The organism is Bacillus sp. CH_48, assembly GCF_038008465.1.
GTDB lineage: Bacteria > Bacillota > Bacilli > Bacillales > Bacillaceae_G > Bacillus_A > Bacillus_A thuringiensis_S.
On record NZ_JBBOZF010000001.1, the window covers coordinates 4,417,762 to 4,439,317 of the forward strand.

Consider the following 21,556-nt stretch of genomic DNA (forward strand, 5'->3'; position numbering starts at 1 on the left):
AGTTTCCAAAGAAAAAAGGCATATAATTAATGCCTTTTTTCTTTATCATTATTTAACTGGATAACAAACTTCTGTAACCCACTTATTAGGATCCGATTCCATCGCTGGGCTCACATGATAAATATTAAACATCGGGCCTGCTAATTTGTAACCTTCTGTCTCAATCCATTTTGCCGCAGCCTCATTTACAGCTGTCATCTGTTCATAACTTCCATTAACTGTTATAGAAGCTATATTGGTTGATTTCATATTTTTAAATGTAACGTCTTTTGTATTTTCGTGCTTACCTAGAATACTTAGCTGTATTTCTATATCTACATCATTTTCTTTGTATTCACGATCATGGAAAACCGCAATACTATAACTCGGATGGGCAATACTAATATTTTTCATTTGAATTTCTTGCATTAATACACTCCATAAATCACCTTCGCAATTATACGATGGAATAATCTTTCTAACACTAGCTACAGTTCTTTCTGGAATTTCTTTTATTGAAACATGATAATTCATCTCAACAACATCCTCTCTCATCGTTTTCATTGAGTCTTCGAGGAGACGTAATTGTTTTTGGAGGTTATTCATGTCTTCTTTAATTTGAGCACTACGATTTAAAAATTGCTCTTTTATGCTATCTATATTATCGCATTCTATTATTTCTTTGATGGTAGCAATATTAAACCCCATAGCTTTTAATGTTTGAATTTGATTTACCTTTTTTAATTGGTCAGCTGAATAAAATCGATATCCACTCTGCTCATCGACTTTTACTGGTTGTAATAATTCCACTTTATCGTAGTGTCTCAACATACGTATACTAATGGAAGATAGTTTCGAAAAATCCCCTATTTTAAACATGATTTCCTCCTATAAGTTACATCTACTTTGAAGCTCAACTTCATCATAAACAATGACATTATGTGAGGGTCAACTATTTTTAACGATTTAAATAACAATTTAACATGTTATATTTATATAATTAAAAACCTATATTCCTGTTTTTATGACTACTGCAATTGATAACCATTAGTTATTTTTCTCAAGACATTCATAAACCGCCATCATATCTCGTTTATCCAACTCACGAATACGATTAAAAATTGGTATTTGCCCAACAGCTTCTGTTAATAAGCTCTCATCCACAACATCACTAACTTTTCCAGTTAACCACGTTTGTACATCCACGCCCTCGACAACTTCTTTTAACCCTTCGTCATTAATACCACTTGCATTACAAGTTACACATGGAATTGTTAGTTTAAAGACACCATCATGTAGATTATCTTCGGTTATCACTTTCTTACCTTTACAAAATGGACATGGATTACTTTTTTTAATTTTATTAATTTGGGTAACTATTTTTTTGTATCCAAACGCTTCGTATACATACGTAAGTTTTTTATATTTACCATTTGTGAAATACTTATCTATAATGTTTTCTCTCGTTTCATAAACATTAGGGAAATCACAAACAGTTACTTGATTATTAACACTAATGGATTCGATATTTCCTTTTATTTCACCCCAGAATGGTAAGACATTTTGTAACACCATTTCATAGTTTGAAAAGCTTGCTTGTTCTAATTCAAACATCTTCAGTGCAACTTGTGCTTTTCTTGGCAATAAAGAAACATCTTCTGTCAATGCCATATCGCCACCAACAATAGACTTCAATTTAACAAGTGTCGGTAAATCACCAACTGTTTTCACTACTTCATTAATAGGCTGATTAATTATTTCACGAATATCTACGTTATCAAATTTAAGTGGTTTATGATGATTTAAAACCGTCCCCTCGCAAATTGGACATTTCATCATTTTTTTTGAACTTTTAATTTCTTCTTTAATAGGTGCTTTTGAAATAACAATATATCCACCAATAATTGTATTAAATCCTACCCATGTTCTGCGTGTCTTTCCTTTTTTATCATAAAATGATTTTTCAAAATACCCGTACCAAAACGTATGCTTTTCTTCTTCTGACATATCATTATAGCTCTTTGACAAATCGTGATCAAGCTCATTTTTTATTTCTTCGAATAGAAATTCTATTTTTTCATGCTGATAAAATTTTAATACCTTCATGATTTCTGGATCGAATAGCCCATCCCAAAATGGAACACTTTTATCTTGAATGGCAATATCTTTATCAAAAACTTCAATTTGAAGACGTCCAGAACAAGATGGACAATGATTGTCCTGTGAATAGAAATCAAAACTTCTCGTATCTTTATTAATTGGATGAGCAGCTACAATATGATTAATTAATCCACCAATCTCATATAAGAAACTATATTGACTATATAAATGTCTTTCAAGATCAATAGCAATAACAGGTGCGATTGTATCAGATTCATATTCACCATAAATTAACCTAGCCATTGATGATAAACTTTTTAAAATACCGCCCTTATAAATATTTTCGGCATTTTTAAAATAGTTAATATGATTTTCTTCTAAATAGTGAACCCCTTTTTTCTGCTTAAGCATTGAAGAGATGTGTATTTTCTCTGTGCTATTCACATTACTTTTTTGACGATAGTAATCCTCATGATTGACAACATCCAAATGCTCTATAGATTCATTCTGCCTTTTTCCAAAATCAACTATATAATCAGAGCTTTCTAACATGTAACGATTATGCTCAATCATAATGATCGAAACTGATTCATCTTGCAGAATACCTCTAATACTATCGATAAATTGATTTAAAATATTTTGTGATAAACCTTTTGAAGGCTCATCAAAAATAAATAATGTATGTGGATTTCTAGTGTTTGCAAATAATTCCGAAACTAAATGAACACATTGAAACTCACCTGTCGATAATGTTTGTGTTTTTCTCTCTAATGTTAAATAGCCAAGCCCTAATTTAATTAGTAGGCTCAAACGTTTATAAGCGATATCTTCATTTGGAAGTTCATCAATAATATCCTCAATCGAGCGCTCAAAAATATCATCAATGTCTTCACTATACTTTGTCAGTTTCTTTTTAATATCTAGGAAAGTTGCTACAGTTGATCGACTTGTAATTGATTGATTTCGGTCTTGTCCTACCATAACTAATTTATCTTTTGGATATCGTTTCAAAAAATCTGTAGCTAGACATTCGTTGACAAGTGTAGATTTCCCACATCCTGATTCTCCTGTAACTGTTACAAGCCTGTTTTTAGGAATTTGAAACTCAGCCATTTGGATATTACGGCAATATAAATCATAGAATGTATAATATTCTGTTGGCATTTCTTTATTTCGATCCCACAGTATTGACTTTGGTCTTGGTGATTCTTCCACAATTTTCCCGCCATATTTTCCGCTACCAGGTCCAAAGAACAATTGCTCATCAGTTGTATCTAGTACTGTATCTGAATGATCAATAAGCCAAATTTGATTTTTACACCCTAATCGTTTAATCTCTTCTAAAATTTGTAATAAAGTTTCATGATCAAGTCCAACTGAAATCTCATCAATAATAATTACAGCATTTTCACTTACTGCCATGAATTCGGCCAAATAAAGTCGTGTTAACTCTCCACCTGATAACGTACCCATAATTCGATTTAATGTTAAATAACCAATGTTCATATTAATAATATTTTGCAGTATATGCTGTTTTTCTTCACTAATATTTAACTCTTTTGCTAGTGAAAGAATAGATTCAATACTTAAATCATTAATATTTGAGATTGAATGTGGCTTGTCCAACAAATCAATTTCATGTTGTTCAATTTCTTCACTATAACGTTTTCCCTTACATTTTTTACACTCAACATTTTTTGTAGTACCACGGCCTTTACAACCAGTACACCAGCCTAATTGATTATTAAATGAAAAGACCTCTGGAGAAAGATTAAATACCTCAGCAAGTTTTTCCCGAACCTCTGTAAAAACACCAGTATGAGTACCAATCGTTGAACGCGGATTAGACGAAATCGATGATTTTCCTAGAAAAAGTACTAAAGGTATTTCTTCCATCTTAATGGCACTAAAATTTGTTTCCATAATGTTAGGAAATAAATATTGATATTCAGCCTTTGGCAATAAAGAAACTAATCGTTTTTTTGATTCTTCACCAATTGTTTGGCAAAAAGTTGTTTTACCCGATCCAGATAAACCAGCAATTCCAAACGATTTATTAAACGGTATAGTTGCATCTAATTTATTTATGTTATTAGCAATTAATTGATTTACTTTCATATTAACCTCTATTCTTATTTATTCACAAAAGCATTTTTACAATATAATAATTACATAATGAATATTACCTATTATGCAATTATCCTCTCGCTTCATGAATCTTATCCTTGTATATTTCAAACCATTGTTGCCATTCATCTTTAGAAAATTCTTTCTCTTCTCCTTTTAAAACGTAAGAAAAAAGATTTAAACAAATATGCCAACCAGCTATATCTCTCGGTGTATGATCTGTTAATTCATGAATGTACTCTTTAAGAAGTAAAAGAGTACCATTTTCCTCTTTATGTATTTCAAATCGGACACGGTCTTTATCCCAAGTAAATTCAAGTACTGAGTTTAGTTGACATTCTAAAATATCAATGTTTATGAATGAACCGTCCATCATGTCGAACTTTATTATTCCACCAGTTTTAAGGCTTTCAATCTGTAAATTGGACATCCATTTTTTCAGCTTACTGTTTTCTGTTAATACAGACCAAACTTCCTCTACCGTATATGGAAATTCGCGTTCAAATTTTACAATATATCCACCAGTTAGTTTCCCAATTTCAGCTATCATTTTAATTGCCTCCTTATATAGAATATATGTTCTCATCTCATTTTACACGAATATAAATATAAAATAAATATTTATGTCAGCGAAGTGTTAATTTAAAGTGAATGGTGCTGAGAAAAACTTAAATATTTTCTAAATCGAGTTATATAATATTGAAAATTAAATATAGATTTGCGTACAAATAAAAAAGCCGCATTTGCGACTTATGAAATCATAGGATTAACTCCTGTTTTGTTGAATGATTAACGCTTAATCGCATCGACAATTAGCGATGGAAAACCAAGTTTATCGCCTTTATTTCTAGAATCATACCTTTTCAAACGGAAAATAACACCGTCGTTTGCATCCCATTCGTTGTAATAAAACCGACCATTTTCATCACAATATTCAAGTAAAACTACCTCGAATCCAGCAGTTTCAAACATTTTCGTTAATGTTATATAATTATGAACGATTTTATGACTTGCTGCTGGATGATCTTTCGGACCGGGTCCCCCTATTTGAACTATATTTTGATATGCCTCATCCTGAAAGAATGCATCAGGGACTCCGCACCGAATATGACCAGATGGTTTTAAAAATTCATAACAAATTTCAGCTGCTCTTACACCTTCTTCAAAAGTAAGGTGTTCCCATACATGCTCAGCTAAAATAGCTGAAATAGAGTTGTATTCAAATCTTCCTTCCCACGTAGCTTTATCTAGTAAGTTAAGTTCATCTTCTTGCGTTTGAATCCAACCTGGATTATTATTAAACACTCCAGCTCCGACAACTACTTTAATTTCGTCTTGTTTTATTGCCACCATGTTCACCTCTTAAACATTTTAATTCATTAATATATTCTATGTTTACTATTATCCTTCCTCCTTCAACAAATGTAGTAACATGAGTCCAGTACAATACCGAACTCATGCCCTAAAAACTCTCTAACGCAACAATCTGTCTAACTCTATAAAATTAGTTCATAATATACGATTTTTCTTACAGAAATATAGCACAGCAAACATTAGCATAATACCAATTACGTAAAAAATTGTTGTTCCGCTCCCACCAGTATTAGGAATTACCCAATTATTCTTCGCATTTTTTACTGTTATTTTTTGTGTCTTTACTGCTTCTGTAATTTCTATTTCTATTGGATCCCTAAGTAACATGTATCCGTTCGGTGCTTTTATTTCTTTAATCGTATACTTTCCAATTGCTAATTGGTTGGAAATTACCTTTCCTTTTTCATCCGTTATTAATCTACTAACTTCTTTCCCTTCTTTATCTAACACTTGAAATACAGCGCCTTTTAGCTTTAATTCACTATCCTTATCATCAACTTTTTCAATTTCAAATTGCCCAGTCGGATCTGGCAATTTCTTATTTTCTATTTTAATTTCTACTACTGCATCTTTTTCTATTTTTACAGTTATTTTTTCTTTTAATAATTCGTAACCTTTAGGTGCTTCTACTTCCACTAAGGTATAGTTTCCTATTGGTAAGTCCTTTGATATCATTTCTCCTTTTTCATCTGTTATTAACTCTCCAACTACTTTTTCTTTTAAATCTTCTATATGAAACTTTGCTCCTGCTAGTTTTTTATTTTTATCACTTATGTCTACTTTCACAAGCTTCATTTTCCCCATTGGATCTGGCAATTTCTTATTTCCTATTTTAATTTCTACTACTGCATCTTTTTCTATTTTTACAGTTATTTTTTCTTTTAATAATTCGTAACCTTTAGGTGCTTCTACTTCCACTAAGGTATAGTTTCCTTTTGGTAAGTCTTTTGATATCGCTTCTCCTTCTTCATTTGTTACTAGTTCTCCAACTATTTTTCCTTTTGGATCTTCTATATGAAACTTTGCCCCTGCTAGCTTTTTATTTTTATCACTTATGTCTACTTTCACTAACTTCATTTTTCCCATTGGATCTGGCAATTTCTTATTTCCTATTTTAATTTCTACTACTGCATCTTTTTCTATTTTTACAGCTATTTTATCTTTTAATAATTCATAGTCTTTTGGCGCTTCTACTTCCACTAAGGTATAGTTTCCTTTTGGTAAGTCTTTTGATATCGCTTCTCCTTCTTCATTTGTTACTAGTTCTCCAACTATTTTTCCTTTTGAATCTTCTATATGAAACTTTGCTCCGACCAATTTTTTATTATCATTATTACTATCAACTTTTTTTATTTTTACTTTTCCAGTACTAGGCTTGTTCCAATGTTGCCAGTTAAATTTGAAATTGTGAAATTCAAATCCACCAGTTTGTTGTACCGCACCGACAAATGCTTGTCCATTAATCGAACCGCCTTTTGTTTCTAATACAGCATTGGGGGCAAACACACTACCAACGACACCATATCCCTCTGTTATAATTTTTTTCGCATTTGGAAAAACCCAAATCACTTTCCCATATAGCTGAGTAAACGGGGAATTAGGAGAATATGGTTGTGATGTAGGAACTATATCTGTAGCCCTTCCAATATTGTTCGTGTCATATAGAATAGACCCATTTTTAAATGTAACCTCTGTTGCATCCGAATACATAACAATAAAATCTTTGTCCTTAGCATTTGGTAAAAATACATCTCTTATATCTAAATTAATTTTCCCTGTCAATTCTGATGAAACATAAATATTAGGATTGTTTATATCTTTTCCGATTCCATGACTCATATTTGGAATTGGGGTATTTGTTTTATATTGACCTGCATTTTTACTGACTTGGTTCACTATATTGCGAAATTCATTAAATTTCGCGTCAATTTCTAGTTTTTCTTTATAAACGATACGATCATAAGAGGATTGTATGATGCGATCTGGATCACTCTCTTTTGTCATTACTACTATTCCGTTTTGAATGATAAAAGATTCTTCTCTTGATTTCTTAAATTTTCCAGACAACAACAAGGACGGATATCCCTCATCAACCCATTTTTCACCTACTATATTAGATGTTCCCGCTGCAGCACCTACAATTGTATACCCCGATGCATCCATATCACCTTGAACTGCAGTTGCTCCTTCAATGTCGCCACCTATTGCTTTATGGTTACCAAAGACAACTGCATTATAACGCGATATATCACCTAGACCTTCTAAGTTTGTCGTGGATCCATATACTTCTTTTGGTACATATATGACAAAACTTACACTTAACATTAACAAAACAATAAAATGAATACTTACCAGCTTTAATCGTAGCCTCAATTCCTTTGTTCCCACCTTTACCGTATTTTTTCTATAGTCGAATAAAATGACATATTCACCAATGAGGATTTACTTCATCTTTTATATACTTTATATACTTTCTTTACTTATCTCTGAATTTCCGGTCCCACTTCCCATTAATGCAGGATAAATAAATACATTCTATCGAGTTAACCTTTTCTTATAAATTACGACTAGAAACACACATAACAATAGGATTGGAACTATTACAGTCCACTTATTAAATATAAATATCTCTGTACTCACTTTTTGTTTTTCTTTCTCGTTTAACTCCACACGCACACCTCGAACTAGCAACCTATTGGTGTTTACTCCATAAGGCGTACACGTAATTAAAGTTGTATAATCTTTATTTTCTACAATTTGTAGATCGTCCGTTTCGTGTGGTAACACTACTTTAATTTGATCTACTTTATAAGCAAGAACTTTGTCTAAAGAATGAATATAAAAAAGATCTCCTTCACTCAACTTATCTAAATCTGTAAATAATTTTGCTGATGGTAAACCACGATGCCCTGTTAAAATAGTGTGCGTATTTTCTCCACCTATCGGGAGCGAAGAAAAATCTAAATGACCTATCCCGCGGCTCAATACTTCCTCAGATGTCCCTTGATAGATTGGCAGTTTTATATTAATTTTCGATATTTCAATATATCCCATTACATCTCCTAAATTTAACGCATCAGCATATGCTTGATGATTACTTTTTTTTTTCAGAAAATGGATCAGTAAATGTTTTCGTGGAAGTGTGAACTTGTTTATTATATTCGGCTGCTTCTTTTTCCCTACGTTCGACTTCTTTCTTTTGTAATGCTTTGATATTCTTATCGTAAGAGCTAATCTCAGAATAATGTGCACGAGTCGCCAACCAATTACTAATAGTAGGATATAAAAAAACACCTAATCCAAATAAAAAAATACCTCCCAAAACAAGATTTCGTTTCATATTTCCACCTCTGTATATGCTTAAATATCGAAAAGAGGGAAGCATTTTGCTTCTCCCCTTTTCCCATAGTTACATGTTCCTAAAATCTTAATTATTAGCAAACTTTTTTCTGAAGAAAACAAATGCCGCTGTAACCATTAACGTAAGGCCTATTACAGTAAAAAGAGTCGTTCCTATGCCACCCGTTACCGGAAGAACCCATCCACTTTTATTATTTTCAATTGTTAATTTAACCGTTTGATTATTTTCGCTAATCTTTACATCAATGGGATCTTTTAATAATTGATAAGAAGCTTTTGTACCATCTTCTTTTGTATATGTTGGAGCTTTCGTTTCGAAAATTTGATAGTCTCCATATGGAATGTTAGACCATTTAATAACACCATTTTCATCTGATACACCTGTTACTTCTTTTCCTGCTACAACAACTATTTTTCCATTTTTATCTTTAAGTACAAACTCTGCACCTTTTAATTTATTCTTATTAGCACCATCAATTTTTGTTAACTCAATTATTCCAGTTGTTGGAACAACAACTACAGGTTTAGATTCCTTTTCTCCAATTACATCATTTTTATTTGTAAAATCAATTTTTGCTGTATTTAAAATTTCCGAACCAGATGGTACTCCTTCTTTTACTTGAGATTTAATTTGCAAATGAAATTCTTTTTTACCATCTAATTTTGTGAAATCTTTTACTGTAGCTGTTACTTTTTGACCTTCTATAGCTACCTCTACAATGCTTGCATTTACTTCTGCTCCATCAATTTTCACGATTGGCTTTCCTTGAATCACTAAACGATTATCCAAAGTATCTGTTACCACATATTTTTTGTATTCCTTAATGTCTTCTGGAATTAATGTTTTAATATCATAATTATAATTAGTTAACGGATTGATTGGTAACGCTTCCAATTTTCCGTTAATCTTTTTATCAATTATTGGTTCTTCATAGTTTTTCACTTCTAATTTAACTACTGTACCAGAAGTAATAGTTCCATCTTCATTAATTGTTCCGGAGTTCTTAACAAAAAACTCACGTTTAGTTGGATCTATTACATAGCCTTTCGGAGCTTTTGTTTCTTGGAAATAGTATTCTCCATACACCAATCCTTGCACGCGAATATGACCATTAGCATCTGTTACTAACTCTTTTTTCACTTCTGTACCGTCTTTTTTAAATAAAGAGAATACTGCACCTGCTAATGCTTTTTCATTTACACCAGTTTTTATTAAATCCACTGCACCACGTTTAACCTCATTTTTAGGATACATGTGAACATCATAGTTTAGCACCTTACCCTCTTTATTCGTTAATGGGATATCCACTGTATACGTATTGGGATTTAGATTAACATGTGGAGGTCCTGCCACTTCTTTCACCTCATAACGTCCTAGCGGAATATCTTTTAATACAGCTTGTCCGTTATCATCTGTTACTACTTGCGTTGGAGTTGCTCCCATTACAGGTTTCACATCTTCTTTTACGATTTTCCCATCGTTTGAAATTTTTTCAAAAGACGCAACCTTTTTCACTTCAAACGTTACACCTTTTAATGGTTTCGCATCTTTTGGCACCTCTTGATTTGCAGAACCGTCACCTTCTAGTCCCTGCGCTCCATCTTTTTCTTGTTCATACTTATGAATCGTTAAAGTACCTTTAGATGGTGAATCTGCCTTTACTAATACACTAGACCATGTAGAAAATGTTAAGAATAACACTAAAAGCACACTAAATATTTTTTTCATTTCTCTTTTCCCCTTTACTACTTGTATCATTTTAAAAATCTCTTTATTACTATTACCTTCTTACAAGCAATAGTGTGCCAAGTATCAGATTTAAACCAATAACATAAAACATAGTCGTCCAACAATCCATTGTTTACAATCACTTATTCACTTTTCTTATCTTCTATTATTACGTTGTCTCTCTGCATGATATATGTAATTTTCTCCCCTGAATTACCCTCATATCTCTACTTCAAGACTTATTACATTGTTACATAATAGCTTTCACTGCTAATTTCGACTAATCACTTACTGTCAATCCATTCATTTCTCCCTTCCTATCCCTATTTAAAATCCAATCTTAATCCTTTTTTGATACATATAAGTAATAACCAACAAATAAGTGTGACGATTCATATTTTACGCTACTGTCCAAAACTATTACCTGTATATTCAAATAATATGTGCTATCCATGTTAAATTATGGTATTATTCTTAGAAGTTTATAACTTTTATTTATATTTTTTATTGATAAAGATTTTCCGTTTCTACTTATGAAAAAAGGAATATATAATTATTCAACTATCACGCATAACTGTAAGGAGGAAGAATATGACTAAAAAGCTCAGTCTAGTTGAGATAGAGTACATTTGCAATATGTTTTTCCAATCTTTCGAAATTCCAGTTTGTTTTTTAGATTGTAACAACAATATTCTTTTAAAATTTAAATCAAAAAATGATTCACATTCGTTGTATACATCAAAAATAGAACAGTTACATATGCTTTTTCAAAGAAATGATACATATAATTCTCCCATCTTCAGAACTCACGAACATCTAGGGCACTTCATTTTAATTCACATAAAGAGTGATTATATGGTGAACGGTACTATTATTATTGGGCCCATGGCACATGTAAATTTTTCTACAAGTAAAGTGGATAGTAACCTTAATTTTATTCCGAATTATAAAAGAACAAGAGACCGTTATTTTTCATTGTCAGTGAAAGATCAAAATTTCTTTGTAAATATAGCAATATTGTTTTATAACATTCTCTATAAAAAAAATTCAGATGTAAGCACCTTTTCAAATAACAGTGACTCAGTTCATATAAGTCATAGCAGAATCTTAAACGAAGATGTATATATTTCAATGCAAAAAGACGAATCCATTTATCATAATTTATATATAGAGCAGCAACTACTTAGATCTATAGAAAACGGGGATAAAGAAACCGTACTCAAATATTATTACGAATTCCAACAAGAGACTCTTTCATCTTTATCTTCATTCCATCAATTAAGACGTCATAAAAACATTTGTATTTCATCCATCACGCTCGCTACTAGATATGCGATAAAAGGGGGACTTCCATCTGGGATTGCTTACAAAATTTATGATTTACATATTCAAAGAACAGAAGATTTAAAAGACAAAGAATCTGTTTGGGATTTATTAAAAAATGCTTTTTGCACCTTTGCAGACCGTGTAAAGGCACAAAAAACACAGCAACATTCACAGACTATTGCTATTTGCAAAAACTATATTTTTAAAAATATTTACAATCCAATATCTGTTAAACAACTTGCTAAATTTGCAAATGTGAATTCAGATTATTTATCTATATTATTTAAAAAAGAGGTCGGTATTTCATTAATTGAGTACATTCAACGTGAACGAGTCGAAGAAGCAAAGAAATTATTAACTTTCACCACCTATCCCTTATCAGACATATGCGCTTCGCTTAATTTTAGCGATCAAAGTTATTTCACTAAAATTTTCAAAAAATTCACCAATGAAACACCTGGTAAATATCGAAATTCTCATGTTGTCATTTAGAGTGAAACTTCCATTAAAACAAAATGTTTTCAGTAACTCATCAATGGCAGATTAGAAGCACTCCCAGATTCATGAACTATAGGATTTATGCTTTTTCCAAACCAAAAAACACGTTACTATTCTTTTATTTTAATGAGAATAGTAACGTGTTTTTTATGTAATGTAGTTTTGTAGACAGAACATGATCCAACTACAAATTTTTATAGAAGCCAAATGCACCGCTTAACTACTAAAATCTTATTAAGTAAAAAATCCATATTTTGTTTTACTTACTTTCTACTTTATTTCTTCTGAATAATGAACTCTTTTCTTCAAACGAATAATCCCTACTATTATTTTTGTATCTTTCTAAATTTGCGAACAAAAGTGAGTACTGTGCCTGTAATAATCATCAATATGCCGATTGCTGCACTGTTATTTGTACTTACACCCGTCTTTGGAAGCTCCTTATATGTATACTCTTTTTTATCGCTATTACTGTTGTTTGAGATATTACTCTTATTTGCCTTATTAGCAAGGCCATTAGCTTTGCTAGTTTCTTTATCTTTCACTAATACTTTTTGTTTTGTATTTACGTCATTACCCATGGAATCTTTGACACTATATATTATTTCATAAGTACCAGCTTTAGTTGTATCTATAGTTCCTTCATACGCTACTTTAGAAGTAAGGTCACCGTCCTCTTTATCAGTAGCTGATACCCCTACCAACGGATCAAATTGATCACCCTCAGTAATTGAAGTTGTAGCAGGTACTTTTAGTATTGGTTTTTCATTTGTAACTTCTTCTCTAACTTTAACCGTTACAGTTTGTTTCGCCGTTACTTCATGACCTTTAGAATCTGTAACCGTGTACGTTAATACGTAAGTACCGACTTTAGATGTATCTACTCCACCATCAACTTTTACTTTAGAAGTAAGATCGCCGTCTTCTTTATCAATAGCTTTTACTTTTATCATTGGATCGAATGAATCTCCTACATGCATTGTCGCTCCAACAGGCACTGTTAATTTAGGTTCTAAATCTAATATTTCTCCATTTCCCTCTACAATTACAGTCTGTCTAGCCGTTGTAGTTCTCCCTTGGGAATCAACAACCAAGTATTCCACAATGTATGTACCTGGTTTTGAAGTATCTACATCGCCTTTATGCTTTACTTTATTTGTTAAATCACCATCTTCTTTATCAACAGCTTTTACATTTCTCATTGGATCAAACGTATCACCTACACGTAGTGTAATGGTAAACGGCACAGTTAACTCTGGAGCTTGATTTTCTGCTGTTTTTTCGTTTTCTTTCACTGTTCCTGGAATTTTTGCCGCATCAAAAGCATTTTGGACTGCTTGAACTTCAATTGAGTTCGTTCCATATTTATTAGTTGCAACTTTAAGGCATGCCAATTTCAATTCAGAGAAATTAGAAGTCATGTTCAATTCATCAGTATTTGCATAATAGAAAATATCAAACATTTTATCTTCACCAATACCATTTACATTTACACCGTTATGAGTACCGCCTTGTGCAATTAAATACGCAACTTTATTAATAATACTTGAGTTAAAATGAACGCCTCCATAATCCTCTCCATTTAAATCATTATATTTACTATAATCATCGGGATACGGTAGTCCTTCTGAAAAATTAATTGCAGTTGGATTTTTCATATTACGAAAAGTCGATCCAGTTTGTTCTCCTATTGTCCAGTTAAATTCCCCATTATTTATGTATTTCTCTATAGCCGTTCCCATAATATCCGATAATGCCTCGTTAATTGCCCCAGATTCTCCTGAAAATTCAAGGTTAGATTCACTTGATGTAACTGCATGTGTAAATTCATGACCGGCTATATCGAACGCTTTTACCATAGGATCTCCATATAAAAGCATACTAATGTTATTAATATTAGTACTAAATGCATTCTCCCAATTTTCAGGATCATTTGTTCCTCCAGAATCCCATGCATGTACCACTGAAACTACTTTTTTTTCTTTATTATCAAAACTATTACGCTTATATTTTTCTTTATAAAAATCATATACCTTTGTTGCTAAGAAATGAGCGCTTACCGCCTTTGAATCATTAAATGTTGTTGAAGCGCTAGTTGCTAGTATGCCAGGATAATAACTTTCTTCATTTGTAATATCTCTATAATTTACATCATATGTCTCAATTCCTTGCCCTCTTGTGTAATCAGCAAGCGCATAATTCCCACTGGTCTGTTTAGCAATACCAAATGTACGATTTACGCCTAAATCATCTTTTCCTGTTCCAGTTAATGATGTGAAATTGCTAGTTTTATTTTCCTTAACGGATTCAACATACTCTTCACTTATTTTCAAACTTGATTCTTGTACCATATCTTTTAATATATCGCCATTATGAGCATTCACTAAATAAGTTCCAGATACATAATTTGGTGTTGTAGCAGCAAATGTAACTTGATATGCATTGCTAGCCTGCCCATGATTTTCATCAACAAAAATAACCGCCTTAACTTCTGGTTCAGAAATAAATTTAATGTCGTTTCCGTACTTTTTATAAATATATTGTTTCGCTTCTTCTTTTGATAAATTAATAGGTTTCTTTAAATCTTCTTGTGTTAAATTTTGTGCGCTAGCTCCTGAAATGCTTTTAATAATACCTTTTTTATCTACGTGAGCAGTCAACTGGTGGCCATACACTTCTTTTCCTTCATATATTTGTTGCATGCGCACAAGTGTAGTTCCATCATAAGAACCACGTTTTTGAAGAACCTTGTAATCTACTCCTGTTTCTGCACTAACTTGTTTTGGAGACAAAGCATGCTCCGTATTTTCCTTAAGTGCATCTTTCACTACATTCTCTGGCGCCTTTTTTGATGGTTGTGTAAGATCACCTGTACGGAACGAATCCTCTTGAATTTCAACTTGCATTTGACCAGGTTCCTCTGCATGACCTACTCCATATGGTGTTACACTTGTTAAAACAAATCCTGTTGTTAATGCAACTATAGCTATTTCTTTTTTATTTCCCATGATATTTACCTCGTATAAATTTCTATTATTTATATGAAACTGCTAAAATGTATACAATCTATTCCTAACATAAAAAGATGACTTTTGTAATCTACAAAAGCCACCTCTTCAATATGTAATATCCCTAAAATGTTTTTAATACATAATTTCTATACAAAAAAGAAAAGAGCATTCATTAACGAGCATTTTGCAATACTTTTATTAGGTCATTTATATTTTCAACTTTCTGCTGAAACTGATCAAGTCTGCTATGTAGCAATGAAGGATTTTTATCTTCAGTTGAAATAACTTGTTTTAATTCATTTTCTAATTTATCATACATATCAAAGAAATTATCAAATTCTACACTTACAAGCTCTTCATTTTCGCGATAGAATCTTTTTGCTTCTATATAAGTAATATATGATTTATTTAAAAATCCTAATGAAATTAAATATTTAGAAGTATTTTCTTGATAAATAGCAATATCACATGCTATTTTAATATCAGAATAAGTCTTTTGAACGAGACAATGCAATTCAAAAATCTTAAACTTTAATCCATTATTCATTTCATCCCCTCCCATCGTATCTATTCTACATAAAATTAGAATATTATACAAAGAAAATTATTAGCATAAAATTGACAATTTAAAAAATAACTTAAGGATAAACAAAATCCCTCTCATTACAAATTATAATTGCGGAGCATTTACCAACATAACGGCTAAATAAAAAACGAAAAGAATAAATCTTTCCGCTCTTAGAGTAATAAATACATTTCATATTGCGCTAAAGAATTCTTTTCAAATCCACATTTCTTTAAAAAACCCTCCAATAAATTATTGTTAGGAAACCCAATTGATAAACTTGATAAATTTAATTCTTCTCTTGCTACTTCTAATAATTTCATCCCAACACCAATATTTCTATAAACTTTGTCTACGAAAATAAAACTAATTTTACCTTGTTCATTTACACATAGAGAGCCTTTTAAGTCATTATCGACATATGCACCATAAAATACATTATTTGTTTTTTCGATATAATCAACATCATTTTGCCAATTTATATGGAAGTTTAACCATTTCTGAATTTCATCTTTAAAAGTTGGAAATTCTAATTGTTTTACTTCAATATCCTTACAATCTTTATTCATTATTTTAGTCAAATCATTTAAATTATAATAAGAAAGATCGTACACTTTTTCATAGCCCAACTTATTATAAAAATGAATCGCTCGGTCGTTTCCTACAATGACTTCGAGAAAAAGTTGCTTACATCCATGTTGAATCGCCTCTTCTTTATGCAGTTCAAATAATTTTTGACTCACACCAATACCGCGGTAATTAGGATGAACCGCTAATGTTCCACAGCGCATAGTCTTTATACTTTCATAATCCTTTATACCACCTAATATTACGCCAACTGATTTGTCACCGTCTAAAGCAAGAAAAGAATGTTCTAGCAAATTACCTTCTGGTCCAAAAAAACGTTGTATAAAACCCTCTTTTGAAACTTCCATCTTAATAATATAATCGGAAAATCCATCTTTAAAAGCTTCATATACTAAATCAATATTTACTTCACTACACCTTTTATATTGAATCATATAAAATTGCCCTCCAATTGCTTGTATTAACCTCAACATGTACCCATATAATATATTCCATCTATTATAAATTTCAGCTCTTAATTTGAAATGAACGGACATTTCCCTACATATAACTTACTATTAATTTGTTTTATAACAAACTATCTATTATTTACTACATTAATCTCATAAACACGTAAAAAAGCAATTAAATGCTCACATGCTCTTTCGCATGCTAGCATTTTAAAGATTTTTTGTTCTTCTTTCGTTTTATCATTTGCTTGATCTGAAGCAGCTTTTAAACATAAAAATGGTTTTTTATTTATTTGACACACATAGGCGAAAGCTGCTACTTCTTGATCAACTGCCAATGCTCCGTATACAGTATGAAGTAAATATCTCATTTCTGAACTACGAATACGTTGATCTCCAGATAAAAATGTACCGAAATGTATCGGATCATACAATCGTATTTTTTTTATTCTTCTTACAAGTGATTTTGTTGTTTCAATAGGTGCTGTTCTACCGTTATATAAATTAAAAACATCTTCTCCTGAGCCAGCAGCAGTAACATCGTGTTGTATTGCGTTTAGTGCTACTACAATATGACCGTTTTTCACTTTGTTTGATAAACTTCCGCATATTCCTGTCATAAACAACTCATCTGGCTGAAACTCACTAATTAACAATTGTACACAACTAGCGCAGCTTACTTTACCGACACCAGTTACAACTGATATAATTTCCAGCTCATTGATAGTATGAAAATGAAATTCCCAAGCTGCTCTTTTTTCAAAACGTTCACTCGGATAATGTTGATGCAAATACGTCAGTTCTGGTTCCCATGCAGATACAATTGCAATACGTTTCATTACACGCTTCACTTCCCCTATTGTCATTTAAATAAGTTATCTATACTTTCTCGTTCATAATCTGGAATCCATTCTTTATATTTCTTATATAAATCTCGTATTATTTCTTTATTCTTCGCAATTACTTCACATCCTCTATCATCATACATAAACATGACAATATCTTTCGTTGCATTTATGAGAAATACATCTGGATAAGAAATTTCTTTTTTCCGTCCAAATCGAGGATACAAAACAGAGAAATCCTCATGATTAGCAGCTTGTATAAGCGATTCATATTTAATATCTTCCGCAAGACATTTTAAAGAAAATTGATATGTACAATATAATGTGAAACTTTAATCAGTTCATCCCCCACTGATTATCAGCCCTCACCAATCGGGCTTTTAGGGGCAGCCCGCCCCCCACCTATCTTCTTTGCTTTCGCTGAATTTTGAGGTGGGGGTCTTACTGCCCGGCAAATAGCGGGATAAATCTGCCTCTTCATCTTCAAATAGAAACGGTAACGTTTCTTGTCTTATATGAAATCTTAAATCTCTTTTCTTAATATATTTATTGTATACATTTATTTTCTGTGGAGTTTTTGTGTTTTCCTTTTTAAATCTATAAACATTTGTCACTACAAACACTACATCTTCTTTTGAAAATATGTCTTCAAATAAGAATTTATTATATGTATATAGCTGAGAAAAGTATTCCATATTTAAATCGTCGGTTCCTTCTACAATTTGATATTTATCTTTTCCAAAATCAAAATACAAATGATTTCCCCACTGAGAATATAAGTACGGTACTAATGTAACTCCTGGAAATGTTTGATTCATATATTCTTTTAATTGCATTTCCTTGTCCCTTCTACTGTACAATTCTTTTTAAATACCAATATGCTTCTTCTAGCCACGGATGTATAACTTTCAATGTATCTTTCCTTTCCCACAAATATGAAATATATACAAAAGCAGCTTTTTCCAAAGATTTTTCCAATCCTTTTTTATTTCTATTAAATATGGTGGTGTCCCCTTTTGATCCCATTCTATTTTATCTGCAACAAATAAAACTAAATCCATCTTTGTTGGGTGTTTACGCAGTGTAGTATGACAACAAATTGCATCTAATACGTCTTCATCTTCTACTTTAAATATTTCTTTTGCGATTACTCTCGATAGTTTTTGATGAATAATCATAGGAAACTTTCTTTCTGCTTCCTCTATTTCTACCCCAAATTCTTCAGCAACTGCAATCCGCTCCTCGTTCGGAAAAATGCCACTAATATCATGTAAATATCCTGCAATTGCTGCTTTTTCTTTATCTACGTGAAACTTTTCTGCAATCTTTTTTGCCTCATTTGCCACACGAATTGAATGTTTATATGTAAACTCTTTATTATATTTTAGTAGAAAATCTTTAATATCATTGTCTATTTTTCCAGTTGGAGCAAATGAATATATATCATTATATAACATAGAAAATCCCCCTTATAACTAACTTTCAGTATAATGCAGAATTTAAATATTTTTGTTATTTTATATTCGTTATTAATCTTTTTACTCCTTTTTAATACGTTACATGAAATTTTATACAGAATCATTGCTACAAGTACATAAATGTTTGATATTATAGTAATGTTGATGATTTGTAAGGAAAGGAACTACAAAATGAATAAAAACATATTAATTATTGATGATGATAAAGAAATTGTTGAATTACTTGCTGTTTATTTGCGAAATGAAGGCTATAACATTTATAAAGCTTATGATGGCGATGAAGCATTGCAAAAGGTTTCTACATATGAAGTTGACCTTATGATTTTGGATATTATGATGCCAAAGCGAAACGGATTAGAAGTTTGTCAGGAAGTGCGTGAAAATAATACTGTACCAATTCTAATGCTTAGTGCAAAAGCAGAAGATATGGATAAAATATTAGGTCTTATGACAGGTGCCGATGATTATATGATCAAGCCATTCAATCCATTAGAATTAGTAGCAAGAGTGAAAGCTTTATTACGAAGATCCTCTTTCCAAAACGCTACTTCGCAAAAGAATGAAGATGGTATTATTCGTATTCGCTCTGTTGAAATACACAAACATAATCATACTGTTAAAGTAAATGGAGAGTATATTAAATTAACCTCTATTGAGTTCGATATTTTATATTTACTTGCAAGTAATACAGGAAGAGTATTTAGTTCAGAAGAAATTTTTGAACGCGTTTGGAATGAAGATGGTTACGGTTCAAATAAGACTGTAATGGTTCATATTAGCAACTTACGGGATAAACTTGAAACAGTAATAAATGGAGAAAAATTTATTCACACTGTTTGGGGAGTTGGCTATAAAATTGAGAAATGAAGCATTTGATATATTAAAAGATATCCCTAAATGGAAACTTATTTTTTGGCTCTTATTAGCTATCACACTCACGCCTATTACTGAGTTAATTATTTATCGCCTCGTTACGAGTGTAATTGAGAGTTCACTTACTCTAACTGAACTTGGTAAAGAATTCATTCGAATTTTTGGTTATGAAAAGTATAAAGGGATTAAAGAATCGTTATGGATGATGATTGTATCTTATTTGTTTTTATTTTCTATTTTTTCATCCTATCTTTACATTTTTTATCTTCACGAGAAAAAACTTTATTATGAAACTTGTATTAAAAAAATGATAGAAGAAATTCGTTATATTGCAAATGGAAACTTCAATCATAAAGTTTCTATTGTAAATCATAATTATCTAGAAGAATTAGCAATCGGGGTCAATGAAATTGTTGAACAATTAAAAGTCTCCATTGATGAAGAAAGACAAGCGGAACAAGCAAAAAGTGAACTTATTACAAATGTATCACATGACTTACGTACTCCCCTTACTTCTATAGTTGGATACGTAAATTTAATCCATCATGATAATTATAGAGATGAAGTAGAATTGCGATACTATATTCAAGTCATTTACGATAAAGTAACTCGTCTTAATGCATTAATGAATGACTTGTTCGAATATACACGTGTTCAAAATAAAGAGTTAAGCTTGTATTCTGTCCCTATTGACATAGTAGAGTTACTTGGGCAATTAACTGTTCAATTCCGTATACAATTTCAAGAAGCAAATATAGAATGTCGACCTTCTTTCCCATCTCAAAAGCTCATGGTATTAGCTGATGGTGAAAAATTAGTGCGTGTGTTTGAAAATCTTATTATAAACGCTATCGCTTATGGAAGCGAAGGTCGCTATATTGACCTTACTGCTTATGAAAGCAATAATATGATTACAATTGATATAACAAATTACGGACAACCTATTCCTAGTACGGATTTACCTCATATTTTTGAACGTTTTTATCGCGTTGAGAAATCTCGCTCTACAAACACTGGTGGATCTGGACTTGGATTAGCTATTGCAAAAAGTATAGTCGAATTGCATAAAGGAACAATTGAAGTATATAGTGATGATGAAAAAACAACATTCACTGTAAAACTACTCCCATACAAATGTTAATATTATAAATAAAAAGTTCAATTTCTTATCATACAAGAAATTGAACTTTTTCCATTAACACCCAAAATTTAATGATCCTTTATAATTCTTTAGAAATTCTTTACCTTTTCTTT

The 21,556-nt window shown here is 31.4% G+C and carries 13 protein-coding genes and 3 pseudogenes; 3 read left to right on the forward strand and 13 right to left on the reverse strand.

Going from position 1 to position 21,556, the window contains the following annotated elements; translation table 11 throughout:
• Positions 1–48: 48 nt before the first annotated feature.
• From N2V92_RS22410 to N2V92_RS22440, 7 genes and pseudogenes are all read right to left on the reverse strand, one after another.
• The gene (locus tag N2V92_RS22410; RefSeq protein ID WP_000472619.1) at positions 49–858 is read right to left on the reverse strand and encodes a MerR family transcriptional regulator; all 810 of its coding nucleotides are present in this window, start codon (positions 856–858) and stop codon (positions 49–51) included.
• Positions 859–1,026: 168 nt separating this feature from the next.
• Positions 1,027–4,197, reverse strand: coding sequence for an ATP-binding cassette domain-containing protein (locus N2V92_RS22415; protein WP_016077657.1), 3,171 nt, complete (start codon positions 4,195–4,197; stop codon positions 1,027–1,029).
• Positions 4,198–4,276: 79 nt separating this feature from the next.
• On the reverse strand, positions 4,277–4,756 hold the full coding sequence (locus N2V92_RS22420; RefSeq protein ID WP_016077658.1) for an SRPBCC family protein: 480 nt from the start codon (positions 4,754–4,756) through the stop codon (positions 4,277–4,279).
• A gap of 239 nt (positions 4,757–4,995) precedes the next feature.
• Positions 4,996–5,559, reverse strand: coding sequence for a class I SAM-dependent methyltransferase (locus tag N2V92_RS22425; protein ID WP_000225730.1), 564 nt, complete (start codon positions 5,557–5,559; stop codon positions 4,996–4,998).
• 156 nt (positions 5,560–5,715) lie between these two features.
• Positions 5,716–7,953, reverse strand: coding sequence for an MSCRAMM family protein (locus N2V92_RS22430; RefSeq protein ID WP_042598166.1), 2,238 nt, complete (start codon positions 7,951–7,953; stop codon positions 5,716–5,718).
• Positions 7,954–8,115: 162 nt separating this feature from the next.
• Positions 8,116–8,920 (reverse strand): annotated as a pseudogene (locus tag N2V92_RS22435) (class C sortase).
• Positions 8,921–9,007: 87 nt separating this feature from the next.
• Positions 9,008–10,669 carry an LPXTG cell wall anchor domain-containing protein gene (locus tag N2V92_RS22440; protein WP_080117719.1) on the reverse strand — a complete coding sequence of 554 codons (1,662 nt, stop codon included), beginning with the start codon at positions 10,667–10,669 and terminating at the stop codon, positions 9,008–9,010.
• 591 nt (positions 10,670–11,260) lie between these two features.
• On the opposite strand from N2V92_RS22440, the gene N2V92_RS22445 reads away from it, so the two are divergent.
• On the forward strand, positions 11,261–12,487 hold the full coding sequence (locus N2V92_RS22445; RefSeq protein ID WP_016077662.1) for a helix-turn-helix domain-containing protein: 1,227 nt from the start codon (positions 11,261–11,263) through the stop codon (positions 12,485–12,487).
• 332 nt (positions 12,488–12,819) lie between these two features.
• Here N2V92_RS22445 and N2V92_RS22450 read toward each other — a convergent pair whose 3' ends face one another.
• From N2V92_RS22450 to yqeK, 6 genes and pseudogenes are all read right to left on the reverse strand, one after another.
• On the reverse strand, positions 12,820–15,501 hold the full coding sequence (locus N2V92_RS22450; protein ID WP_016077663.1) for a M4 family metallopeptidase: 2,682 nt from the start codon (positions 15,499–15,501) through the stop codon (positions 12,820–12,822).
• Positions 15,502–15,676: 175 nt separating this feature from the next.
• Positions 15,677–16,051 (reverse strand): hypothetical protein, encoded by a 375-nt coding sequence (locus tag N2V92_RS22455; protein WP_001059020.1) that lies wholly within the window; start codon positions 16,049–16,051, stop codon positions 15,677–15,679.
• A gap of 191 nt (positions 16,052–16,242) precedes the next feature.
• Complete coding sequence (locus N2V92_RS22460) at positions 16,243–17,091, reverse strand: GNAT family N-acetyltransferase (RefSeq protein WP_016077664.1); 849 nt, start codon at positions 17,089–17,091, stop codon at positions 16,243–16,245.
• 143 nt (positions 17,092–17,234) lie between these two features.
• Positions 17,235–17,972: a phosphorylase family protein gene (locus N2V92_RS22465; RefSeq protein WP_016077665.1), complete on the reverse strand. Its 738-nt coding sequence runs from the start codon at positions 17,970–17,972 to the stop codon at positions 17,235–17,237.
• Positions 17,969–18,787, reverse strand: a pseudogene (locus N2V92_RS30075) (DUF3885 domain-containing protein). The gene N2V92_RS22465 and the pseudogene N2V92_RS30075 overlap by 4 nt, the downstream one beginning before the upstream one ends.
• Before the next feature lie 13 nt (positions 18,788–18,800).
• Positions 18,801–19,408, reverse strand: a pseudogene (yqeK, locus tag N2V92_RS22480) (bis(5'-nucleosyl)-tetraphosphatase (symmetrical) YqeK).
• 192 nt (positions 19,409–19,600) lie between these two features.
• On the opposite strand from yqeK, the gene N2V92_RS22485 reads away from it, so the two are divergent.
• On the forward strand, positions 19,601–20,296 hold the full coding sequence (locus N2V92_RS22485; protein ID WP_001038807.1) for a response regulator transcription factor: 696 nt from the start codon (positions 19,601–19,603) through the stop codon (positions 20,294–20,296).
• The gene (locus N2V92_RS22490; RefSeq protein WP_001243304.1) at positions 20,286–21,443 is read left to right on the forward strand and encodes a sensor histidine kinase; all 1,158 of its coding nucleotides are present in this window, start codon (positions 20,286–20,288) and stop codon (positions 21,441–21,443) included. Before N2V92_RS22485 ends, N2V92_RS22490 begins: the two co-directional genes overlap by 11 nt.
• The last annotated feature ends 113 nt before the right edge of the window (positions 21,444–21,556 follow it).

Excerpts from the sequence above, each read along its gene's own strand:
- N2V92_RS22420 (WP_016077658.1), bottom strand. The coding sequence starts at position 4,756 with ATGATAGCTGAAATTGGGAAACTAACTGGTGGATATATTGTAAAATTT.
- N2V92_RS22450 (WP_016077663.1), bottom strand. The coding sequence starts at position 15,501 with ATGGGAAATAAAAAAGAAATAGCTATAGTTGCATTAACAACAGGATTT.
- N2V92_RS22485 (WP_001038807.1), top strand. The coding sequence starts at position 19,601 with ATGAATAAAAACATATTAATTATTGATGATGATAAAGAAATTGTTGAA.
- N2V92_RS22455 (WP_001059020.1), bottom strand. The coding sequence starts at position 16,051 with ATGAATAATGGATTAAAGTTTAAGATTTTTGAATTGCATTGTCTCGTT.
- N2V92_RS22410 (WP_000472619.1), bottom strand. The coding sequence starts at position 858 with ATGTTTAAAATAGGGGATTTTTCGAAACTATCTTCCATTAGTATACGT.
- N2V92_RS22460 (WP_016077664.1), bottom strand. The coding sequence starts at position 17,091 with ATGATTCAATATAAAAGGTGTAGTGAAGTAAATATTGATTTAGTATAT.
- N2V92_RS22425 (WP_000225730.1), bottom strand. The coding sequence starts at position 5,559 with ATGGTGGCAATAAAACAAGACGAAATTAAAGTAGTTGTCGGAGCTGGA.
- N2V92_RS22465 (WP_016077665.1), bottom strand. The coding sequence starts at position 17,972 with ATGACAATAGGGGAAGTGAAGCGTGTAATGAAACGTATTGCAATTGTA.
- N2V92_RS22415 (WP_016077657.1), bottom strand. The coding sequence starts at position 4,197 with ATGAAAGTAAATCAATTAATTGCTAATAACATAAATAAATTAGATGCA.
- N2V92_RS22445 (WP_016077662.1), top strand. The coding sequence starts at position 11,261 with ATGACTAAAAAGCTCAGTCTAGTTGAGATAGAGTACATTTGCAATATG.
- N2V92_RS22440 (WP_080117719.1), bottom strand. The coding sequence starts at position 10,669 with ATGAAAAAAATATTTAGTGTGCTTTTAGTGTTATTCTTAACATTTTCT.